The organism is Methanonatronarchaeum sp. AMET-Sl (genome assembly GCF_029854155.1).
GTDB lineage: Archaea > Halobacteriota > Methanonatronarchaeia > Methanonatronarchaeales > Methanonatronarchaeaceae > Methanonatronarchaeum.
In genome coordinates, this window is the sequence record NZ_CP122958.1 from 229,651 (window position 1) to 250,441 (window position 20,791).

General features: G+C 30.7%; 21 protein-coding genes. 17 read left to right on the forward strand and 4 right to left on the reverse strand.

The window, feature by feature from the left end; translation table 11 throughout:
• Nucleotides 1-24 precede the first annotated feature (24 nt).
• Both QEN48_RS01090 and QEN48_RS01095 read left to right on the forward strand, forming a co-directional pair.
• The gene (locus tag QEN48_RS01090) at nucleotides 25-1,014 is read left to right on the forward strand and encodes a glycosyltransferase (RefSeq protein WP_280108576.1); all 990 of its coding nucleotides are present in this window, start codon (nucleotides 25-27) and stop codon (nucleotides 1,012-1,014) included.
• Nucleotides 1,015-1,808: 794 nt separating this feature from the next.
• Nucleotides 1,809-2,720, forward strand: a complete 912-nt coding sequence (locus tag QEN48_RS01095) for a glycosyltransferase (protein ID WP_280108577.1) — start codon at nucleotides 1,809-1,811, stop codon at nucleotides 2,718-2,720.
• Nucleotides 2,721-2,939: 219 nt separating this feature from the next.
• On the opposite strand, the gene QEN48_RS01100 is transcribed toward QEN48_RS01095, so the two are convergent.
• Nucleotides 2,940-3,794 (reverse strand): hypothetical protein, encoded by an 855-nt coding sequence (locus tag QEN48_RS01100; protein WP_280108578.1) that lies wholly within the window; start codon nucleotides 3,792-3,794, stop codon nucleotides 2,940-2,942.
• A 210-nt stretch (nucleotides 3,795-4,004) separates the two neighbouring features.
• Between QEN48_RS01100 and QEN48_RS01105 the strand changes: the two genes are divergently transcribed.
• From QEN48_RS01105 to QEN48_RS01115, 3 genes are all read left to right on the forward strand, one after another.
• Nucleotides 4,005-4,778, forward strand: a complete 774-nt coding sequence (locus QEN48_RS01105) for a hypothetical protein (protein ID WP_280108579.1) — start codon at nucleotides 4,005-4,007, stop codon at nucleotides 4,776-4,778.
• A 56-nt stretch (nucleotides 4,779-4,834) separates the two neighbouring features.
• On the forward strand, nucleotides 4,835-5,764 hold the full coding sequence (locus tag QEN48_RS01110) for an ATP-grasp fold amidoligase family protein (protein WP_280108580.1): 930 nt from the start codon (nucleotides 4,835-4,837) through the stop codon (nucleotides 5,762-5,764).
• Nucleotides 5,765-6,927: 1,163 nt separating this feature from the next.
• Nucleotides 6,928-7,605, forward strand: coding sequence for a class I SAM-dependent methyltransferase (locus QEN48_RS01115; RefSeq protein WP_280108581.1), 678 nt, complete (start codon nucleotides 6,928-6,930; stop codon nucleotides 7,603-7,605).
• A 30-nt stretch (nucleotides 7,606-7,635) separates the two neighbouring features.
• Here the strand turns inward: QEN48_RS01115 and QEN48_RS01120 are convergent, their stop codons facing one another.
• Both QEN48_RS01120 and QEN48_RS01125 read right to left on the reverse strand, forming a co-directional pair.
• Nucleotides 7,636-8,049, reverse strand: a complete 414-nt coding sequence (locus QEN48_RS01120) for a class I SAM-dependent methyltransferase (RefSeq protein ID WP_280108582.1) — start codon at nucleotides 8,047-8,049, stop codon at nucleotides 7,636-7,638.
• Complete coding sequence (locus tag QEN48_RS01125) at nucleotides 8,034-8,354, reverse strand: hypothetical protein (RefSeq protein WP_280108583.1); 321 nt, start codon at nucleotides 8,352-8,354, stop codon at nucleotides 8,034-8,036. Before QEN48_RS01125 ends, QEN48_RS01120 begins: the two co-directional genes overlap by 16 nt.
• A 118-nt stretch (nucleotides 8,355-8,472) precedes the next feature.
• Between QEN48_RS01125 and QEN48_RS01130 the strand changes: the two genes are divergently transcribed.
• The 5 genes from QEN48_RS01130 to QEN48_RS01150 all read left to right on the forward strand — a co-directional run bounded on the left by QEN48_RS01130 (nucleotide 8,473) and on the right by QEN48_RS01150 (nucleotide 10,519).
• Nucleotides 8,473-8,937 carry a hypothetical protein gene (locus tag QEN48_RS01130; protein ID WP_280108584.1) on the forward strand — a complete coding sequence of 155 codons (465 nt, stop codon included), beginning with the start codon at nucleotides 8,473-8,475 and terminating at the stop codon, nucleotides 8,935-8,937.
• Entirely contained in the window at nucleotides 8,937-9,428 is a 492-nt protein-coding gene (locus QEN48_RS01135) for a metal-dependent hydrolase (protein ID WP_280109112.1), read from the forward strand. The genes QEN48_RS01130 and QEN48_RS01135 overlap by 1 nt, the downstream gene beginning before the upstream one ends.
• Before the next feature lie 133 nt (nucleotides 9,429-9,561).
• A complete protein-coding gene (locus QEN48_RS01140; RefSeq protein WP_280108585.1) occupies nucleotides 9,562-9,858 on the forward strand; it encodes a polysaccharide deacetylase family protein in 297 nt (98 codons plus the stop codon).
• A 146-nt stretch (nucleotides 9,859-10,004) separates the two neighbouring features.
• Nucleotides 10,005-10,250: a hypothetical protein gene (locus QEN48_RS01145; protein ID WP_280108586.1), complete on the forward strand. Its 246-nt coding sequence runs from the start codon at nucleotides 10,005-10,007 to the stop codon at nucleotides 10,248-10,250.
• Between the two features lie 53 nt (nucleotides 10,251-10,303).
• Nucleotides 10,304-10,519 (forward strand): hypothetical protein, encoded by a 216-nt coding sequence (locus tag QEN48_RS01150; protein ID WP_280108587.1) that lies wholly within the window; start codon nucleotides 10,304-10,306, stop codon nucleotides 10,517-10,519.
• A gap of 1 nt (nucleotide 10,520) precedes the next feature.
• Here QEN48_RS01150 and QEN48_RS01155 read toward each other — a convergent pair whose 3' ends face one another.
• On the reverse strand, nucleotides 10,521-11,270 hold the full coding sequence (locus tag QEN48_RS01155; protein WP_347985141.1) for a phosphotransferase: 750 nt from the start codon (nucleotides 11,268-11,270) through the stop codon (nucleotides 10,521-10,523).
• An 866-nt stretch (nucleotides 11,271-12,136) separates the two neighbouring features.
• Here QEN48_RS01155 and QEN48_RS01160 point away from each other — a divergent pair.
• From QEN48_RS01160 to QEN48_RS01190, 7 genes are all read left to right on the forward strand, one after another.
• A complete protein-coding gene (locus QEN48_RS01160) occupies nucleotides 12,137-12,436 on the forward strand; it encodes a hypothetical protein (protein WP_280108589.1) in 300 nt (99 codons plus the stop codon).
• A gap of 154 nt (nucleotides 12,437-12,590) precedes the next feature.
• On the forward strand, nucleotides 12,591-13,703 hold the full coding sequence (locus QEN48_RS01165; protein ID WP_280108590.1) for a glycosyltransferase family 4 protein: 1,113 nt from the start codon (nucleotides 12,591-12,593) through the stop codon (nucleotides 13,701-13,703).
• Nucleotides 13,704-14,140: 437 nt separating this feature from the next.
• Nucleotides 14,141-15,424 (forward strand): hypothetical protein, encoded by a 1,284-nt coding sequence (locus QEN48_RS01170; RefSeq protein WP_280108591.1) that lies wholly within the window; start codon nucleotides 14,141-14,143, stop codon nucleotides 15,422-15,424.
• A 690-nt stretch (nucleotides 15,425-16,114) separates the two neighbouring features.
• Nucleotides 16,115-17,326: a glycosyltransferase family 4 protein gene (locus QEN48_RS01175; protein ID WP_280108592.1), complete on the forward strand. Its 1,212-nt coding sequence runs from the start codon at nucleotides 16,115-16,117 to the stop codon at nucleotides 17,324-17,326.
• Nucleotides 17,323-18,441: a glycosyltransferase family 4 protein gene (locus tag QEN48_RS01180; protein ID WP_280108593.1), complete on the forward strand. Its 1,119-nt coding sequence runs from the start codon at nucleotides 17,323-17,325 to the stop codon at nucleotides 18,439-18,441. The genes QEN48_RS01175 and QEN48_RS01180 overlap by 4 nt, the downstream gene beginning before the upstream one ends.
• Before the next feature lie 95 nt (nucleotides 18,442-18,536).
• Nucleotides 18,537-19,469 carry an SDR family oxidoreductase gene (locus QEN48_RS01185; RefSeq protein ID WP_280108594.1) on the forward strand — a complete coding sequence of 311 codons (933 nt, stop codon included), beginning with the start codon at nucleotides 18,537-18,539 and terminating at the stop codon, nucleotides 19,467-19,469.
• The gene (locus QEN48_RS01190) at nucleotides 19,453-20,712 is read left to right on the forward strand and encodes a nucleotide sugar dehydrogenase (protein ID WP_280108595.1); all 1,260 of its coding nucleotides are present in this window, start codon (nucleotides 19,453-19,455) and stop codon (nucleotides 20,710-20,712) included. Before QEN48_RS01185 ends, QEN48_RS01190 begins: the two co-directional genes overlap by 17 nt.
• Nucleotides 20,713-20,791 lie beyond the last annotated feature (79 nt).

Consider the following 20,791-nt stretch of genomic DNA (forward strand, 5'->3'; position numbering starts at 1 on the left):
ATAAGCAAATATGGTTGATCGTAAATGAAGATATTTTGTAAATCATTCCCTCCCCATCTAGGTGGAGATGGCATACTTGTTGAAAACTATTTGAAACATGGAGAAAGAAATGCCCATGTCTATACAGTAGGATCTGGAGAAAGCCCCGATAATGTCACATTCCTTTCACCAGAATATGATAGTACTTATCGGAAAAAAGCAAGAGAGATTGCTTCAGATGACGAAATGTTATGGGTTCATTCAACAAGACTTGGAATCGACCTAAATAAAAAAATGACGAAAAACGATTTTCTAACCGTACATGGGTTATTTGGATTAATTCCTAGGAAAACAGATATATGGTGGAAACACTACCGAAATAAAATAGCAGAATACATATATTTCAAATTTCTATGCAACTCACAAGTAACAGTCGTATCCCCTTACTCAAAAGAAAAACTATCCAAATACATAAATCCACACCACATACCAAATGGAGTAAATTTCACTGGCTTCAAAGACACAGAAAAAGAGAAAAAAGCAGTATTCCTTGGAAGACACCATCCACAAAAAGACCTAAAACTTGTAACCAAAATAGCCAAATACCTAACACAACAAGGATACCAAGTACATATAGGCGGAAAGCCAAACAAATACTCACTCAATCAAAAATGGAACAAAATAGACAAACTAACACACGGATACCTAACCGAAGAAGAAAAACAAAAATGGCTAGAAGAAAGCAAATACCTAATCCAACCATCAAAATGGGAAGGGTTACCAATAACACTAATGGAAAGCCTAAAACATAAATGCATACCAATAATCCGAAACTACTCAAATATAAATAAAACTGACTTATCAAAATACTTCATATTTGTAAATCAAAAAAACTATAAAAATAAATTACAAAAAACAGAATACACAGAACATGATTTCAAAAAACTAAAGAAACTATTAAACGGAAAATACAACTGGAAAAATATAATAAAACAATACGACAAGCTATTCACAGTAAAAGAAAATGAAATATGAATTATTTTCTACATGACATGCATTCGAACTTATTTACTTTATAAAAACAAAAAAATCTTTTAACGTCTTTATAATTTTACCCTGAAGTATACATATTAATTTTAATATTCTAAAATAATCATCATTTTTACTTTAAATTCTAAACGTTAAATGTGATAAATAAACCAAATATAAAACCAAATATATTTTTCCTTATTTATTATAAAAACAAATAGCTAATTAAATTTCAAAAATACTATCCAGTCTTTAAAAAAATAAAACTCAATTTATTGCGTTCAAATGAAACATTTTAAGTAAAAAAAGTATAAACTCTCTAATTATCAAAGATAATGAAAATAATCAGATATATATTAATTTAAGGCAAAATTGACCAATAATCGAAACTCGAACAAAAAATAATATAGGAAAGTTCGAAGAATATGAAAAAAATAACCGAGAAGATAAAAAGAACAATTTGGAGCCTTAATTAACCTGAAAAATCTTAGGATAAAGGGGATTCCCTATTTATTGAACTACAAGAAAAAAAACAAAAGTGAAAACAAAATATTAAACCTAAAAATAATTTCAAAAAGTAATTTTGTGGTTTTTCCTCTGTTCTTTAAGCTATAAGGATTTAAAGATATCTTATCAAACAGAATTTTTAATAAAAACGATTAATAAAAAACAGCTAAATTCAAAGGAATTTAAATAGATTTTTAATATAGTAACACTAGAAGAAATATTAGTAATACTAGAGAACTTGATTTTTTATTTAGATCGAGAAATCTTTAAAAAAGCATTCTTGATGTGGAAATATGAAGTTTGTATCGATATTGAATGATGGTTTTGTGGATGGGTTTATTGCATTGCTTAATTCTCTTATTCAAAATTCCGGGTTAGATACGATAGATTATACTATAGTTGAAATTGGAGAAGGTATTTCTTCTATTAATAAAAAGAAAATTAATTCAATGGCTTTAGATTCTAATGTCGAAGTTGAACTTAGTTATTTTGATTCTAAAGGACTTGGAGAAATAGCTTTTAATTCATCCTTATTTAATGATAAATCTAAATCTCTAAACATTAATAAATTACTTATATTTAACCTTCCTTTCGATGAACCTATTTGTTATTTAGATGCAGATATGCTTTGTTTAAGCGATATTAAATATTTGAAAGAGATTGAAGCAGGCTGGTCCTGTGAAAAAGGCTTTTATGCCGTTCCTAACATTGGAAAACTTCCTCCTAAATCTATAAAAAATCAACCTATGTTTAATGCTGGCCTATTTGTATTTCGCCCAGATGAAGAAGTCTTCAATGAAATAAAAACATTCACAAAAAACTTTATGACAAAAAATAGAAATACAGATAAAAAATACTTACAATATAGTGACCAACGCATAATCAACGAATTCATATACAAAAATTACCCTAATTCTCTAAAATTATTAGGTTTCGAGTGGAATGCAATAATAACTTTAAAACACCATAACAAAGGTCTTTGGCGTTATATCAATTCAAGTGACGCTAAATTTTACCACTATACAGCTATAAAACCATGGAGAATAAACCCAAAAACAGCATATAAAGATTATAAAAAGAGAAAAGGAATTAGAGGTAAAATAGGATATATATACGATTATATTTCCTCTCAAATCTTATACAAAAATGAAATAAAAATTTGGAAAAACTACATACCTAAAAATAGGGAAAATAATCCAATATGATTTATTTCACAGTAAAATCATATTTTATATGAAGTGGTTTAAACAAAATGTTAGAAATCAAGTATTTTAGTTAAAATCGAATATAACAAAAAACTAACATCAGAAAAAAGCTTTAAACACACCTTATAAAACTTTCTAAATAAAAAGAAAAGTGTGGCAAATTCTTTATATACTTATGATGAAAACGTCCATCAGTTAAAAAAATAATTTTAATTTTCGTTAAGAGTTTTTCATTAATTCATTTATATCTGGGTGGTTTAAATGGTTTTTAGCTCTTTTACTAAGTTCTTTAATACTTCCAGAATTAATAATTTCATTTCGTAATTTTTGCCATTTTTTGTGACGTACAAAAACCCTTACCGGAATTTCTTTTATTCCAAGTATTTTAGCTATACATACTCTATTTCTACCGTCATCAAATATTAATTTACCGTCTCTACCAATATTAATTAATATTTCCTCTTTGAAAGATAATTTATGATTATGAATTGAAGGAGTTTCTCCCTCTTTTTTTAATTCATCTTGTGTTTTAAAGCCTCCCTTCTTAATGCTGTGGTATAATCTGTCAATTTCTTTAAGATAATTTTTCTTAAACTTTTTAATTGACCCATACCTCGGATGGGATTTTGAATGATTTTTTATTTTTTCCTTTTTATTTTCATAAAATTCGGTTTCTTCCCATGGAACCCCATTTTTAAAATGTCTTTTGTAAGATTCATATCTAGTAGAATTTTTAAACGGTACTAAACATCGATTATTTTTTGCTGATTTTTGTTCAGCTCCACACCTATTAATATCCCAGTTACCAGAAAAAATATAACTAAATCTTTTCAAATATCTGGAAGAAAATCTTGGGTGTATTTTATATTTTATATCAATGGGATTAACCTTAATTATCTTACATCGACTCGGAAATTGGCTCCTATATTTTGATTTACAATAAAAATAATTAATGAAAGATCGAATGCTCCTAGGGTTTTTTATTTTGACTTTACTATATCTATAAACCGCAGAAATAACCCCAAAAAAGCCCTCTACTTGATATATTTTTACAATCCGGTCTTTTATACGCATACAGCCATCCTATATTATATCTATGTAAATAGTTTTTACGTCAAAAGTTACATTAGAAATCAAGTTAGGTAATTACTATTTATAATAGAAAATAAAACCTAAAAAAGAATAAAACGTTAAATAATATTTACTATAAAATCAACCTATTAAATTTAATTGAAAGTTTTATTGAAAAAAATTATAAAGTTTATAAGAAAAAGAAGTAATAAAATGACATACATTGAGTTTATAGGTCCACCAGGAGCGGGTAAATCGAGTTTGCACAAAAAAATAACCAAAAAAAGCAATATATACGGTGGGACTCCTGAAAAAGCTTCTGAAAGGGCGTTTTTAGATAATTCAATATTTGACACTAACATACCTAAACACTATCAGATTTTATATCAGTTTTTTCCAACCCCATTAAAGAAAATCTTTTCAAAAAAAGTTCTTAGAAATTATTTATCACCCTTTGTTTTAACTGATTTTATGTTAGAACACCAAGAGTTCTTGGAAGTTCTAAAAGATATCTTGAAAAAAGAATATTATAAAAAAGAAAGGGTTTTACAAATCATATTGAAAAAAAGTGAAAACTATCAGTTAGGTATTTCAACTATTAGAGAGAATGAAAAGTTACTTTTAGATGAAGGATTTGCAATGGGTGCTGCTATTATCTTATGGTTAAGTAAAACGAAGGATTTTTCTTTTCAAAATTATTTTAAAACCATTCAAAAGTATTTTAATGCTGTCCCAATTCCAAAAACCCTTATCTATGTTAATTGTCCGCCCAAATTATGTATTAAAAGACAAAAAAATCGAAGTAACGTTATCGTTGAACAAAATTGGGGTGAAATGTTAAATCTTCAAATCAAACATCAAAAAGCTTGTGAAAAAGTAATTAAATACCTGAAAAAAGAGAAAGAAGTTCAAATTATTAATATTCAAAACGAAGGAGAAATAGAAGAAAATAAATATAAACTAAATGAAGTAATACAAAATTTATAGTTTTTATCATATATTTTAGCCATAAAATAATACATAAATCCATTAAATATGAAAATATGTCTAAAATAAAAAAATCATTAAAAATTATTAAACAACAAGGATTGAAAAATTTTGGCCAAGAAATTTGCAAATATACTTTATTAGAAAGCCCTATCTCTTCGTTTTTGAAAACAATATTAGGTGAGAAGACAAACCATGAGTTTTATAATTATTTCAACTTGGGTTACTGGCCTAATATAAAAACCCCCGAGACCTTTAATGAGAAACTGTTACATCGTAAATTGTATACAAATAACAAGCTTTTTTCCATTGTTGAGGATAAATTTAACGCTAGGAGCTATGTTAATAGAAAACTAGAAAATGATATTCTACCAGACCTATATCATGTCACAGAAGATCCAGAAACTATACCTTTCCAAGAACTTCCTGATGAATACGTTATAAAGCCAACACACTTGAGTGGACCAGTAATCATACTGGATAAAGATACTGACCTTGAAGAAAAAGAAATAAAAGATAAGTGTAGTGATTGGCTAAAAATAAATCATGGGAAAAAAAACAAAGAGTACTGGTACGAACAAATAAAACCACGTATAATCGTAGAAGAAAGACTCAAAACTGAGGACTCTTATGTGCCCTTGGACTTTAAATTTTTTGCTTTTCATAATAAAGTAGAGTATATCCAGGTTGATTTTGATAGATATGATAACCATAGAAGGACAATATTTGATAAAAATTGGATTGCTCAGAACTTTAAAATAAAATATCCAAAAGGACCTAAAATTCAAAAACCAAGTAATTTAGAAGAAATGATTGAAATAGCAGAAAAACTAAGTGCAGATTTTAATTTCATACGAGTTGATTTATATAGTCTAAACAATGAACGAATCGTTTTTGGGGAATTAACCGTGTGCCCAGAATCAGGTGCAGCAAAAATTAGGCCCTTAAAATATGATTACAAACTAGGTGATTTATGGAGAAAATAACATAACTATTTGAACTATAATTAATCGTATATTGTTTACAATCAATGGTTCTCATTTTATAAAAAATTCTTCCAATTCTACTTAGGTATATCCCTCTATCTCACCACCGATCATTGCATTATACAGTTTAACTCCCTTGCCTTCTAATATAATTTTAGCAACAGTATTTGCCTTTTAATTTCCTCGTTAAAATACTTAAACAAAATCTTGTTTCATTAAGATTCATCAAAATGGTCTTTTCGATATAACTGTAATAAGCCGAGCCAACAGCATCATCAAACAAAAAATATGGTTTTTAAGCTTTTTATTGCTATCTCTAATTTACCATCATATCAGTTTAAAAATTTTTGTAGGTACGGACCCGAGGGGATAAAATCGCTATAGCGACCGTATATCCGTTATTACGGTTGCTATGTAGTTGGTTACCAAAAAACAAACCAAATCGATTCGATAACATAATTATCAATGATAAAATGGACGTAAAACCATATAAAACTTTGGAAAACACATTTAAAAATCGTGATATAACCACATCAAAAACCCTAAAACCATAAAAAACCAGTTATTGATAGAGATATGTTGAAGAAAAAATTAGTTTTTAAAAAAAATAGAGTTAACTTAGATTTCTTATACAGATATTAAATAAACAAGAGCTTTATAGTAAAACTGGAGTGATGGCGGTCAAATTAAATTAGAATTTGGTAAACTATTTTTACTCTATTAAAACCAGATTCTTGGCCAACTTCTGAATGGATTAGCAAAAATTAAAACTAATTCAAATGATTGTTCCCTTTTTCAAATAATACATTCAAATAATAAAACGTTATTTAAGTTTCAATAAAACTCTCCTATCAGAAATAAGTAATAGATTACTACTGGTTTTGATTTCATTGATTTCGTTTTCCTAATTGATATCAGATATTGAAATAGATTAAACCATCAGGAGGGGGGTTTCTTAGCCTTTTGACATTATCTTTTGATTAAATTTGCCTAAAAATATACAAAATATAGCCTTTAATTCAAAAAAAGAAGACTTAAGGTTCTTGAGCAAATTAAGTCTTAGGGGATTATAAAGATGGATATTGAAGATTACATTAGTAAATTAAAAAAGTCAGAATTTTCCGATTATTTGGAATTAGATAAAAAAAGACGAAATCAAGTATATGAAAGCACATAAATATAGATTTGAAAAAATATTAGATAGATTACCTGAATCCTCAAAAGAATTGAATTTACTTGATATAGGGACAACTCCTTTTACTCTTTTTCTTAAAGAAAAATATCCAGACTATGAGATTTCAACTTTAGATCGGACTGATTTAATGGAAAATCGGTGTAAGGAGAAAGATATCGAATTTAAGTCTTGTAATCTTGATAAAGTTTCAATTCCATTTGAAGATAATCAATTTGATATAGTTATTTTTACGGAGGTATTAGAACATATTTTTGCACCACCTAGTAAAGTATTAAATGAGATAAATAGAATACTAAAAAACAATGGTAAATTGATTATAAGTGTTCCTAATATTGCCAGTTTACATCGAAGAGTGAAACTTTTATTGGGTAGAAATCCATTACCTCATCCAGATAACCAATTTAAGAAAGATTGGGTTCATGGCCATGGTCATCTTCATCTATACACAAGAAAAGAGCTAATTTCAATATTAAAAGATTCCGACTTTAAAATTAAATCAAAAAAGTTTTTACAACCAAACATATTATCTAATCCAAAAAATGAAGGAAGCACTACCCGTATAGTAAAGACCATTTATTATACTATCACAAAGTTGTTTCCACCTTTCAGAAACATTATCTTTGTTGAATGTATAAAAAATGCATAAACCTTATATATCGCTCTGAAATTCAAGATTTTATTTGTTATTTTTTGCTTGAATAAAAAGAAGAGGGTTTAATTGTTTTAATTTTTTAACGGGCCAACCATATATAGATACGTTATCAAATATGGATTTCAATTCATTAATTGTATATGTGTAATTGTAATATCGATGTCCTGTTCCATGCTTATTTCTGGGAACGGTCTTTAGAAATTCCTCCAAGGAATAATCAAAATAACGAGAGACTCCATTAGGTGTACCTCCCCTATTTGGATATACAAAATTCTTGGCTAAAAAACGTATTAACCCAGAAAAACCAACTTCAACCGGAGCAGTCAGATATAAAGCTCCATCGTTATTCAGACACCTATCAACTTCAGTAAAAAAATTAATTCTCTTATCTTCTGGAATATGTTCCACGACTCCAGCTCCTATTACAACATCAAACAAGTTTGATTTAAATGGGAGAGGGGGTGCTTGACCTCAATACTATTTAGACCTTTATCTTTTGCAATTCTAGCTTTTTTTTGGTTGATTTCTAAGGTAAAAACTTCTTCAAATTCATTTGAAAGAATTTTTGATTCGAGTTCAGAATAACCTGAACCAATGGACAACATATATCTTCCGGACGGAATAATTTTTGAAAAGTCTCTTAGGCGTTTTATATTATAATGCTTAATAATTTTCCTACGAAGCTTTGTCGGACTTTTCTTTCTTCGGCTTTCAGACGGATCAAAATTATCATTCTCAATCATTGAATCTACCTTAATCTTCAAAAATTAAATAATTTTACTTGCATTTAACAAAAAAAAGAATTCTTATTAAATTTTTATTTAAAAGTTTAATATATCTTCATTTATTATATTTAATAAGATGGATAAAATTAGGATGGGTAAGCGTTTGTTGTTTGTTTTGGTTTTATTGGTTGGGTTGTTTTTTCTTAATGTTGGGTATGCTGAGTATCAAGTAGAGAACGAGATTTTGGCGGAGGAGCTTGCTGAGGGTTATGGTGAGTATGTTGGTGGTGAGTTTAGTGGTTCTGGTGAAGTGGTAAGTGTTTCTCCCCTTGTTATTTCTATTGAGTATGGTTTGGATAGTGAGTTTAGGTTGGAGTTGGTTGGGGTTGATCGGGATGTTGAGGAAGGTGAGATTTTATCGGTTTATGGTGTTCTGGAGCCAGATGAAACCCTTGAAGTAAAAGACATGGTAGTTCAAAGCCAAACCGATTACCTCTATATGTATCTAGTTTCTATATTCGGTTTATTAATTACGTTGGGGTTGTTTTTCCGGTACTGGAAACCCGACTTCAACAAACTGGTGTTTAGGAGGAGAGAGTGATGGCAGACCTATTCACCCACATAGCAACTGTTTTTATTATCCTGAAATTACTTTCCTGGAAAACAGAGTTTATAGAAGATAAACTAATACCAGTTGGGATGATAGGAGCTATAATACCAGACCTATCAAGACTCGAAATTATAATACCAAGCCCAATAATAGAACAACTCGGCATTCACTACACATGGTTCGGCCTACACACTCTTGTAGGAGCCACAATAACCTCAATCATACTAACTTTGTTTTTTGAAAAGCAACATAGAACTAAAGTCCTAATCCTATTGGTTTTTGGAGTAATATCCCACTTAACCCTAGACTTCTTTCTAATATCACCCTCTCCAGAACAATACGCAATACTATATCCTCTTGCTTGGGAACCACCAACAATCGGGATATATCTATCCACAGATAAAATACCAGCAATACTAACAGGAACAGCAGCAACAACCATAATACTGATTGAAAAAACCCGAAAAAACAAAAGACAGTAAATAAAAATACCCAAGATTTTTAGGTAAATAGTTAAATCACTTCAACCAAAATAATGAACATTAGCTGAAAAAATAGTTTTCTAACTATCTGTTTCCTTTCTTAATAAGTGGTTTTCACTTTTGTTCAGGAGTTTTGTTTGTAGATAAGTTTGTTGTGACAACAAGTTGGGATGGCGGTCATCCTCTTGACTTAAAACTGGCTAAACTATTAACGAAATACGATATACCGAGAACATTCTACATACCAATAGACAATATCGAAAGGAAAAACATGGACTCTAAACAGATTAAGGATATATCTAAGGAGTTTGAAATTGGAGGGCATACATACCACCATAAAAGAAAGAACTATCTAAAAAAGAAGCATACCAAGAAATCAATTAATTCTGCTATCCAGGAGGAAAATATAACAAAAACCATCCCGAAATAGTTGAAAAAGCAGGATTCAAACTATCCAGGACAACAAAACCAATCTGATACACAAACCAACAAAAACCCTTTGAACTAGGAACAACCGTACAAGTTGGATCGATCCATCGAGGACATTATATAGGCTATTTAAAGAAAATCAGATCGATGGAAGATTTGGGTTTACCGATAAAATTAATTTTAAAGAAAAGAGCATTTGGCGGTTGGTTTGACATAGCAGAAAGGTCAATAGAAATCCTCAGGGAAAAAGGAGGAATGTTCCATCTACGGGGGCATTCCTGGAGTATAGACAAAAGAAACAACTGGCAAAAACTGGAAAGAATACTCAAAAAACTATCAGAGATTGAAGACACAACCTACGTCAACAATGCAGAGCTAATTAGATACTTATAATTAGGAGGGTTTATCTGGTTAATATAGAAGTCAAAAGCTATAATTCTATATCTATGGTGGATAAAAAGCAATGGAACAATTTAGTTGAACAAAGAAATCTAGGAAGTCTTTTACATAGGTATGAATGGATAAAATCTGCTAAAGAATCGCTTAATAATGATTTTAGACATATTTTTGACTTCAAAAAACAAAACCCAATTGGTATATTCCTAAACGCCATCAAAAAAATTAAATTAACTCCATTTAAGGCAGAATTAAGATATTTATAGGTTATTTTGTTTCTTTTTTGATTTTATGTAGCATATAAAGATGATATATGTTTGTAAGTTTGCCTTTGATGCTTTGGTTTTTAGTATTTTTTATTTTATTTCTTTCTGTTATAACGTATTCTTTTAATAGATTTTTTATGATTTTTTTGTCTATATTATTTATTTTTGAATCTATTTCGTTTTGATAGCCTTCTGCAAATTGTTCAAACAGTTTTTCTGGTGACCACCAGTCAAGTGGTAAAAAATTAAAATGAGGATACAAATTTAGTCTGTATAGAGAGTATTTGAACCTTGCTAAATCTATGTGAGGTGGACCTATACATCCTTTTTTCGATGGACTGGGAAAATCGATTAGATATGCTTTGTCATTCTTAACTAATATATTATCAGGGCTTATATCTCCAAATGTGCTTGATACATAATTTAATCTACTTTTTTTCAATCGTCTTAAAGAAATCTTTGTTTCTCCCCTTATTCTCCAATAACTGCAATAGTTCTCTAAATTTTTCTTAGATTTCCAATCCGGTTTAATAAAAGTCTTGTGGAATTTTGCTAATCCATTACCAACCGACTTAAGAATCATTGATAAATAATCAGAATCTACTGGTTTTCTTCTAAGAAGAAGTTTTCTTAAATCATTTCCTTCAATATAGTCCATTACTAAGATATCTCTATCTAAATCAACTTTCCTTACTTTAGGACAGTTAATATTTTTTTGTTCTGGATTATTTTCAAGGGTTTGATGGAAAATTTTTTGGTAATAATATTCGTTAGACGTTCCTAAATGACCTTCTCCATGTTATGGATAATTCTTCAGCAAATACTTTTGTTTTTTATCATTATCTAAAAAAACGTATAGCTGTGTTTTACCTGAATGAGAATGATTAACTATTTTGAAATTCGAATGATTTAGGAAATTCTCAATAAAACTAATAATTTCTTCATGCTCCATTAATCACCAACTCCAGTCAATTAAGATATTATAATAACGAGAACTGTCTTAATTAATTCGATACAATTTAAACTAAACTTTCCGATTGAATTATTTTTTTTCCTTTAAAAGCTTCTTTAAGACCATAATTATCTCATTAATCTTAAATAGAATTAAATTTAACCTATAAGTAGCTATAGCTGTATAGAAACTATTCGATGATACTCCAAGGTATGTAGATTTGTAAAAAAATAAGCATAAAAGCTTAAATTCAGTAAAATATATTTGATTTAAGTAGATTTTTAAACTTTAACCTTTATTTAATTGTTTTATTTAATATATCGATTGGTTTTTGACAAAATTATCAATTGGAAGCCATTCAATCGGCGACAGAATTAATTAAATTAACAACGGTATAGTATTCAATATAAAGTTTATACTCTATATAATACTGTATATAGAAAGTAGGAGGTCTTTAAAAATAATATAGTGTTATAGTGTTCCTTTTGGTAAGGAGATAATTGGTTTATCTCAAGAAAACAAAAAAGCAAATTTGTGATTAAAGATTAAAATGATTTACCAAAACTTTTTATACTTAAATTGGAATGACGTAGGTAAATTTGATTCATCAATGGAATTAAAAACCATGGGGAACAAAGAGACTTGGTATAAAGTGGAGGCATAAAATGTTTTTAGGGTTATATGGTTTTTTAACAGTGGTTTTGCTAACAACAAGCTTTTTTATTTTGCTAGCTGGAGTTTTCATGGCTTATTTCGGTAGAGGTAAAAGCAGAAAAAAAGGGATATACCTAGGTATAGGTGGAGTAGTCCTTGGTTTTATTACATATTTAACTTACTACTTTGATTTATGGGGTGGTCAAAGTTTTATAGAGATATTGATACCTAGCATCTACTATATAGGTGCGTTCATAATAGGTTTAATAATAGCTATAGGAATTTTCCTATTAATAATAATTAAATCATAAACTCTTAACCAAATATATCTATATAAACAACTTTTGAATTAGATAATTAAGTAGAAGTGGTTTATTGTTTTTTTGGGTTATAATTATTAGATGGAAGTTCAATTAAACTAGCTGTGTTAATCGGTTGTTTATTTTAGGTTTTTATGGTGGTATTTTGAAGATTCTGCGGGTTGCTGGGGATATTTATCCTGAGGTTGTTGGTGGTGTTGGTCTGCATGTTCATGAGATGTCGAAGATGCAGTCGGAGATGGGTCATGATGTGACTGTTCTTTCTAAAAAAACTGGAGAAAAACCTAATAGGGAGTTTAGAGATGGATATGAACTTTATAGATATGATCCGGATATAGAGTTGTTTGGGAACCCTATATCTCTGAATGTATTTAATAGATTGAGGAGTTGTGTTGGTGATTTTGATGTTGTTCATGCTCATTCTCATCTTTTTTTCACCACCAATCTGACTGCATTTTTAAGTAAATTTAGGGAGACACCTTTGGTTATTACGAATCATGGTCTTGAGTCTCAAACCGCTCCATTATGGTTCAGTAATCTCTATAACAAAACTCTTGGGAGATGGACATTCAGACAAGCAGACGCAATAATAACCTATTCAAAAGAAGAAAAACAAAAAATAAGAGAATTAGGAATTAAAAACAAAATAGAAACCATACATAACGGAATAAACACAGATACCTTCAAACCACTCAATCAAGTTGAAGAAAAAAACCAGATCTTATGGGTAGGTCGCTTCCAACCTGGAAAAGGAGTTAAACACCTAATAAAAGCATTCAAACAACTCAAAAACAAAGGATATAAAAATTTAAAATTAAAGATGGTTGGAGAAGGACCATTAAAAAAAGAAATAATCAAAAAAACCAAAAAACACGGCTTAGACCAATCAATAATATTCAAAGACTTCACTCCAAATAAAGAAATGCCTCAACTATACAACGAATCAAAAGCCTTTATCCTACCAAGCCTTACCGAAGGCGTACCCAGAACAGTGCTAGAATCACTATCATGCGGAACACCCGTCATAACAACCAACCTACCCCAACTCAAACAAATAGTCAACGGATGCGGCTACATGGTACATAAAAAAAATCCCCACCAACTGGCAGAAAAAACCTCCAAACTCCTAAACAATGAAACTAAAAGAAATAAATTTAAAGAAAACGGCCGCAAAAAAATAAAAAAACACTACAGCTGGAGCGACACAGTAAGAAAAACCAACCTCGTATATAAAAATCTAATCAACTCTAATCAATGATATACTCAAACTAAATAAATAATTAAAATTACAAATTAAGCTTTGAAATATCTTTAAATATAACTAAAATCTCCGAAAACTAAATAAAACAGAAAAAAAGGTTACAAAAGATTAAAAAAGCAAAAAAAGAGGGATTTGAGAAAAATAATTAAACATATTATAACATTATACCATTCTATAGAGATAATTTTTTAAATAAACAGTATTTTAGCCAACTACTATCCAGATTCTAAAGGATATGCTTAACGTTTGGAATATATTATTACACAAAAAGGTCTTAAGAAATTTAGTAATTAGAAAACAAAATTTTGAAAAAAATAGGATAGTGAAGAAATATCGTGAAGAAGGTGGAAAGGGAATTAAAAATATATTTCGAAGTGATACTTTATAAAAAACTTTAGGGTTTTATCAAAGGATTAATTAGTTTGGTGGTTGATTTGAATCTTATCTCACCTATAAGGAAATTTTATTATTTAAAAAGATTACAGAGAAATCAATGGAAAGGTTTAGAAGAATTGAGGGAGCTGCAAAACAAAAAACTTAGAAAGATTATTAAGTTTGCATATGAGAACATCCCATTTTATCACGACAGATTTAGAGAAGTAGGAGTAAAACCTCAAGATATCAAAAGTAAACGGGATTTAAAAAAGCTACCGATTTTGACCAAAAAAGAGATTAAAGAAAATTTTGAAGATATAGTAAACCCAGAGCTTGATTTATCAGAAGCTAGGGTTGTACCCACTAGTGGGTCAACAGGAACCCCATTAAAAGTAGTTTATGACCAAAGGGGCGATGATTTTAGTAAAGCTGTTAATTTAAGATCCCATATAGAGAATGGTTTAAATTTTTACAAAAAATGGGCGATTATGGGAGATGCTCGAACTGTTCCACCCCAAACATTTTTTCAGAAATTTGGGATATTCAGGATTCAATATATAAATCTTTTTGATGATGTAGAAAAACAAGTTCAAGATTTAAAGAAAATCCAACCGGATGTTTTTACAGGATATCCCTCTCAAATAGAGTTGATAGCTGAATATCTTAATGATAACAATGATGAATTGAATATAGAAACAGTGTTCACTACAGCAGAACTGTTGGACAATATAAGTAGATCAAAAATAAGTAAAAATTTTGGTAGTGACGTTATAGACCTGTTCGGCTGTATCGAGGTGAACAGAACAGCATGGGAATGTGAAGAACATATGGGATATCACATGGATATTGATTCTGTTGCAATAGAATTTACAAAGAATAATAAGGAAGTTAGCCCAGGGGAATGGGGGGATATCATATATACTACCCTTTTCAATTACGGTATGCCTTTAATAAGATATGATGTAGGAGATAGAGGCGTACCAAGTGATGAAGCCTGCAAATGCGGAAGAGGTTTACCTTTGATGGATAAAGTGCTAGGAAGGAAAGGAGATTTTATAAAATTAAAAAATGGAAAGCAGTTATCACCAATACCATTCCATCTAGCAGTTAAACACACAAAAGGTATTGAAGAAGCTAAAATAATTCAAAAGAAGAAAGATCTAATAATAGTGAAAATTATTGGGAATGAAAACTATTCTAAAAAAACAAATTCTAATATTCGAAATAAAGTTAAAGAAATATGCGGGAAGAATGTAGATGTAAGAGTTCACGAAGTTGATGAGATTAGAAAAGATTCTTCAGGGAAAATCCGGATGGTAAAATCCGAAATTAGCGAAACCTGATATATGACGTGAAATTATGAATGAGATAAGTATCTGACAAGATAATAGTTATAATATAGTTAACATACAGGGTGGTCAGGGAGGCTATCATCATCCAAGCCCAAAAACCATGAAGCGATATAGGTTTATTGCTGAAAATGGATCGGATATAGTAGCGGAACATCACACTCACTGTATTGAAGGATATGAATCACATAAGGAGACCCCTCTCTTTGATAGTTTAGGAAACTTTCTATCCACCCCTTCACTCAGAAAAAAGTTATCCCCATTACTGGTTTGAAGGTTACTCGGTTTTACTACATATAACTAAAGAGAATTTAAATTTTGAAATAATACCTTATACGCAATGTAACAATAACAGTATTTCAATTGATATAGAAGAAGCGTCCAAAATTAAAGATAAAATAAAAAAACTTTCAGCTAAAGCTCAAAAAGAGGAGGTAATTCAATCAAAATGGATGGGGTTTATAAATAAAAAACCAAAAAAACCCAAATACGATAGAGAAAGAGAAGAGACAAGTCACTTATTCATAATTTTAATAAAAATCCTACTTATGAATACTAAAATAAATAAAAAATTTTAAAACAATTTAAACGAATTATTACCTGCTAAACCTATAGAAAAACCGCAGAAGAACACTAGAACGGTATATAAATAAAAATAAATAAAAAATAAGGGTTTTTACAAAAATGAGTAAGAAGATAGGGTTTTTTAATACAGAATTCCCCTCCTCTCCCCCATTCAACAAAACTGAAACAAATTGCTCAGGTGGTGCAGGCTATTCCCTAAGAGACACAGTATTGAATATCGATAAAGATAAATTCAAATGCACAATTATTTCAGTCGGCTCAAAAAACCATGTACAAAAAGAAAAAATAAATCAAAATACTAGACTATTTAGATATCCTACTTTGGAGCCATTTTTCTCAAATTATGGTAGCCCATATAAACTAATACCAACCCCACAATTTGTATTCGGACCCTCAAATAAACAATTTGACTTAATTCATTGTCATTTAGGATACCCAGGGGCTGGCCTACCTGCCCTTTACTATAAGTATAAAAACGGTGTCCCGTTAGTGCTCTCTATAAGAGGGTCACTTAACGCTAATTGGGGTGGTTTAAAAAGAAGAATAGGGATGGAAACGTATTTAAATACTGTTATGCCTTTATTGTTACATAAAAGTGATATGGTTGTTGTTCCAACTGAAGGATTTATATCAGAAGCTTCTATCTTGAAGGGATATGAAGACGAAATTAGAGTGGTGAATAATGGTGTAGATTTTGCAGCTTTTTCAAAGAAAGAGGCCAGTTTAATTAAGGATATTCCTTATTATCAGGAGCTAAAAGAGTTTAATCAGAAATTGTTATTTGTTGGAGATCTAGTTGAGAGGAAAGGTATTAAAACCTTAATGGCTGCATTTGAAAGTGTCATAGATAAATATCCATCTACTTGTCTTATAATAGTTGGAAGCGGTCCTTTAAAGGAATTTGTTGAAAAAAGGGCTGATAAAAAAGGTTATTCAAATAAGGTAATCTTAACTGGATATGTATCGAGCCAGGATAAATTGGCTAAATTATACTCGTGTTCCGATTTATTTGTGTTTCCATCGAAAGCAGAGACCTTTGGTAGAGTTCTTCTTGAATCAATGGCTGCGGGAACACCATGTTTAGTAAGCGATATCGGACCATTAATGAGCGTTATTAAAAAAGGGGAAGTTGGTTTACATGCAGAAGTTGATAACCCAAGGGACTTTGCTGACAAAATAATTGAGTTTTTCGAGATGCAGGATGAAGATAAAAGGATGTTGGAGGAGAAGTCTGTTGAGTATGCTAGAAGGCATTCTTGGAGTAATGTTGCTAGGCAGATGGAGGAGATTTATATGGAGTTGTTATCTTGACTGAGTTCGATTCAATCGGGATTGTTCGTTTTCCTGCTAGTTCGGCTGGTTCTAAGCCATTAAGTAACTTAGTTTCTATATGTAGTTCCTTTTCTGATGAAGTCTATGTGGTATCTGGAAATCAAGGTTTTGAACAGACACCTGATTCAAACAAAATTAATACACATCGGGTTAACCATAAGAGCGGAAATAATATCTTTACAAGGACTTTAAGATATCTCTTTAGCCAGATTAGGATGTCATATGGTATATTGAAAGAAAAAAAAGTAGATAACTACTTGTTCTTCTGGTCAGGATACCTACTACTACCTCTAATAGTAGCGAAACTAATGGGTAAAAACACTGTAATAGCTCTTATGGCTAAGCCTACTAGCTACAATAAGGATTCAGGTCGACACAATATTCTAATTAAATTTAGTTTTTGGTTATCCGATGGAATCATACTCTACTCAGAGAACTTGTTGAAGGAATGGGGGCTTGAAAAATATAAAAATAAAACCGAGTTTGCTTATGAACATATAGTTGATTTCAGTACTTTCAACTTAGATAAATCTTATTCTGAAAGAGAATATGATATTGGTTATATTGGCAGGTTTGAAGAGGTTAAAAACGTTATAGGTTTTTTAAAATCCATTCCTTTACTCTTAAATTCAACAGAGTCAGTTAAAAATGTTTTTTTAGGTGGTGATGGAAGCCAAAAAAAGGAAGCTATGAAGTACATCGAAAATGAAAAACTTGAAGAATATATTCATTATGAGGGTTGGATTGAACACAATCACCTCCCAGGATATTTGAATGAATTAAAGGTTTTAGCACTTCCATCTCATTCGGAGGGATTGCCTAACATTATGTTGGAAGCAATGGCATGTGGAACCCCTGTACTAGCTTCACCAGTAGGTTCAATTCCAGATATAATAGAAGATGGAGAAAATGGATTTATATTAAAAGAAAACACACCCGAAGGTATCGCAGAAAAAATAAAAGAAATAGATGAACTTGAAGAATCAAAAAAAGAAGAAATTGCTAGAAAAGCTTATAAAACAGTAAAAAAACACCATACCTCTAAAAAAGTAAAGGAAAACTACAAACAAACCCTTAAACATACATTCAAATAAAAAAACAAGAAAATAAACTTTTATATCTTATAATTGGTTTTATTGAACACGAAATTTATTATCTAACACGGAAATTATCACAGAAAGGGTTTTATATGAATGTATTGGTTACTGGTGGCGCTGGATTCATTGGCAGTAATTTAGCAGAGGAACTATCTAAAAATCATGATGTAAAGATTTTAGATAATCTCTCTACAGGTAAAATCGAAAACATCTCAGAATTATTGAATAAAAATAATGTTGAGTTTATCGAAGGAAGTATCACGGATTTAAACTTGGTTAAAGAGAGTTTAAGTGGTGTTGATTGGGTTTTTCATCAAGCAGCTCTGGCTTCCGTACCAAGGAGCGTAAAAAATCCTGAAAAAACAAACCAAGCTAACATTGATGGTACCTTGAATGTTTTAACTGCAGCAAGAGACCTAGGTGTCAATAAAGTTGTTTTTGCATCTTCTTCATCGGTATATGGTGGCGGTGAAGACCTACCTAAAAAAGAAAATATGAGAGCTAGAACGTTGTCTCCTTATGCTGCATCAAAATTAAGTGGAGAGAAATATTGTGAGGCCTTTCATGAAGTATATGGTTTGGATACGGTCTCTTTAAGGTATTTCAATGTTTTCGGCCCTAAACAAGATCCTGGCTCGGAGTATGCAGCAGTGATTCCAAAATTCATAAAGCGCCTATCAAACGACCAGCCACCCGTAATCTATGGGGATGGTCAGCAAACCAGAGACTTCACATATATAGATAATGTGGTTAGGGCAAATATACTGGCCGCTAAAAAGGATGAGCTCGGTGTTTTTAATGTTGGTTGTGGAGAAAGATTTTCAATCGATGAGCTTGCAAGGAGCCTAGCGGAGATAATGAGTAAAGATATAGATCCTGTGTATACTGAGCCTCGTGAAGGAGATGTCAGACATAGTTTAGCGGATATAACTAAAATAGAAGAAAATTTGGGATACGCTCCTGATGTTGGCTTTTATGAAGGATTGGAACAAACTGTTGAGTGGTATAATGAAGCTTATAGATAAACTTTTAGAGAATGAAGCTACAGTCTGTGTTATGGGTGTTGGTTACGTTGGGGAAGCTCTTATAGAGGAGTTTTCCAAAAAAATAGATGTTATCGGTCTCGATATCAATCAAGATAAAATAAATCGTTTAAACGAAAGAAATGATAAAAATAACCTTGAATACACTACAAACCAAAATCGGATTTCTGAGGCTGATTTCATTTTGATTGCTGTACCTACTCCTATAAAAGATGGAGAGCCGGATCTCAGTATTTTGAAGGATGCTGCAAGTACTGTCAGTGAAAATTTAACTAAAAATAGCGTTGTGGTAGTTGAATCAACTGTATATCCTGGAGCGACTGAAGAGGTTGTTAAACCGGTTCTAGAGAAATCTGGTCTTGTTTGTGGTAGAGATTTCTCGATAGGATACTCACCAGAAAGAATAAACCCAGGCGACGATGAACACACATTAAAAACAATCACCAAGAATATAGCAGGATATGACGAAGAAACCACGGAGTTACTATCCAAATTATATGGGAAGGTTTGTGATGAGGTCTATATTGCTGAGGATATACGTACAGCAGAGGCTGCTAAAGGTATAGAGAACATACAGAGAGACTTGAACATAGCTTTGATGAATGAACTATCCTTGATATTTGATAGGCTGGATTTGGACACAGATAATGTTCTGGAGGCTGCCGCTACTAAATGGAACTTCCATCCCTATGAACCTGGATTAGTAGGTGGACATTGCATACCCGTAGACCCATACTACCTCCTACATAAATCAAAAAAAGCAGGATACGATCCAAAAATAATCACCGCAGGAAGAGAAATTAATAACGAAATGCCAGAACACATAGTAGATTTAGTCCAAAAAAATCTAGAGAAAGTTAATAAAAAAATCAGCGATTCAAAGATACTGATTTTAGGATTAACTTACAAAGAAAACGTAGCTGACACCAGAAACTCACCAGCCAAAAAAATAGCAGAAAAACTTAAAAAAAGAGATGCAGAAGTCTACGGACTAGACCCCTACGTCAAGGAAATTGAAAAAGAATTCGAGATACAGGAAGTAAAAGACATAGAGGATTGCAATCCGGATTGCACAATTGTAAGTGTAACACACAAAGAATTTGAAAAAATTACCCTAGAAAATTTGAAAGATAGTATGAAAGAGAACCCAGTTTTAATTGACGTTAGAGGTAAATATAATAAAGAAAAAGCCATAAAGAAAGGATTCTATTATAAAAAGCTATAATTTTTTTAATAAATAAGTGTATTATACTTTATTTCTATTCTATATTACATTTTATTTAAATAAATGTATATGTTTACTG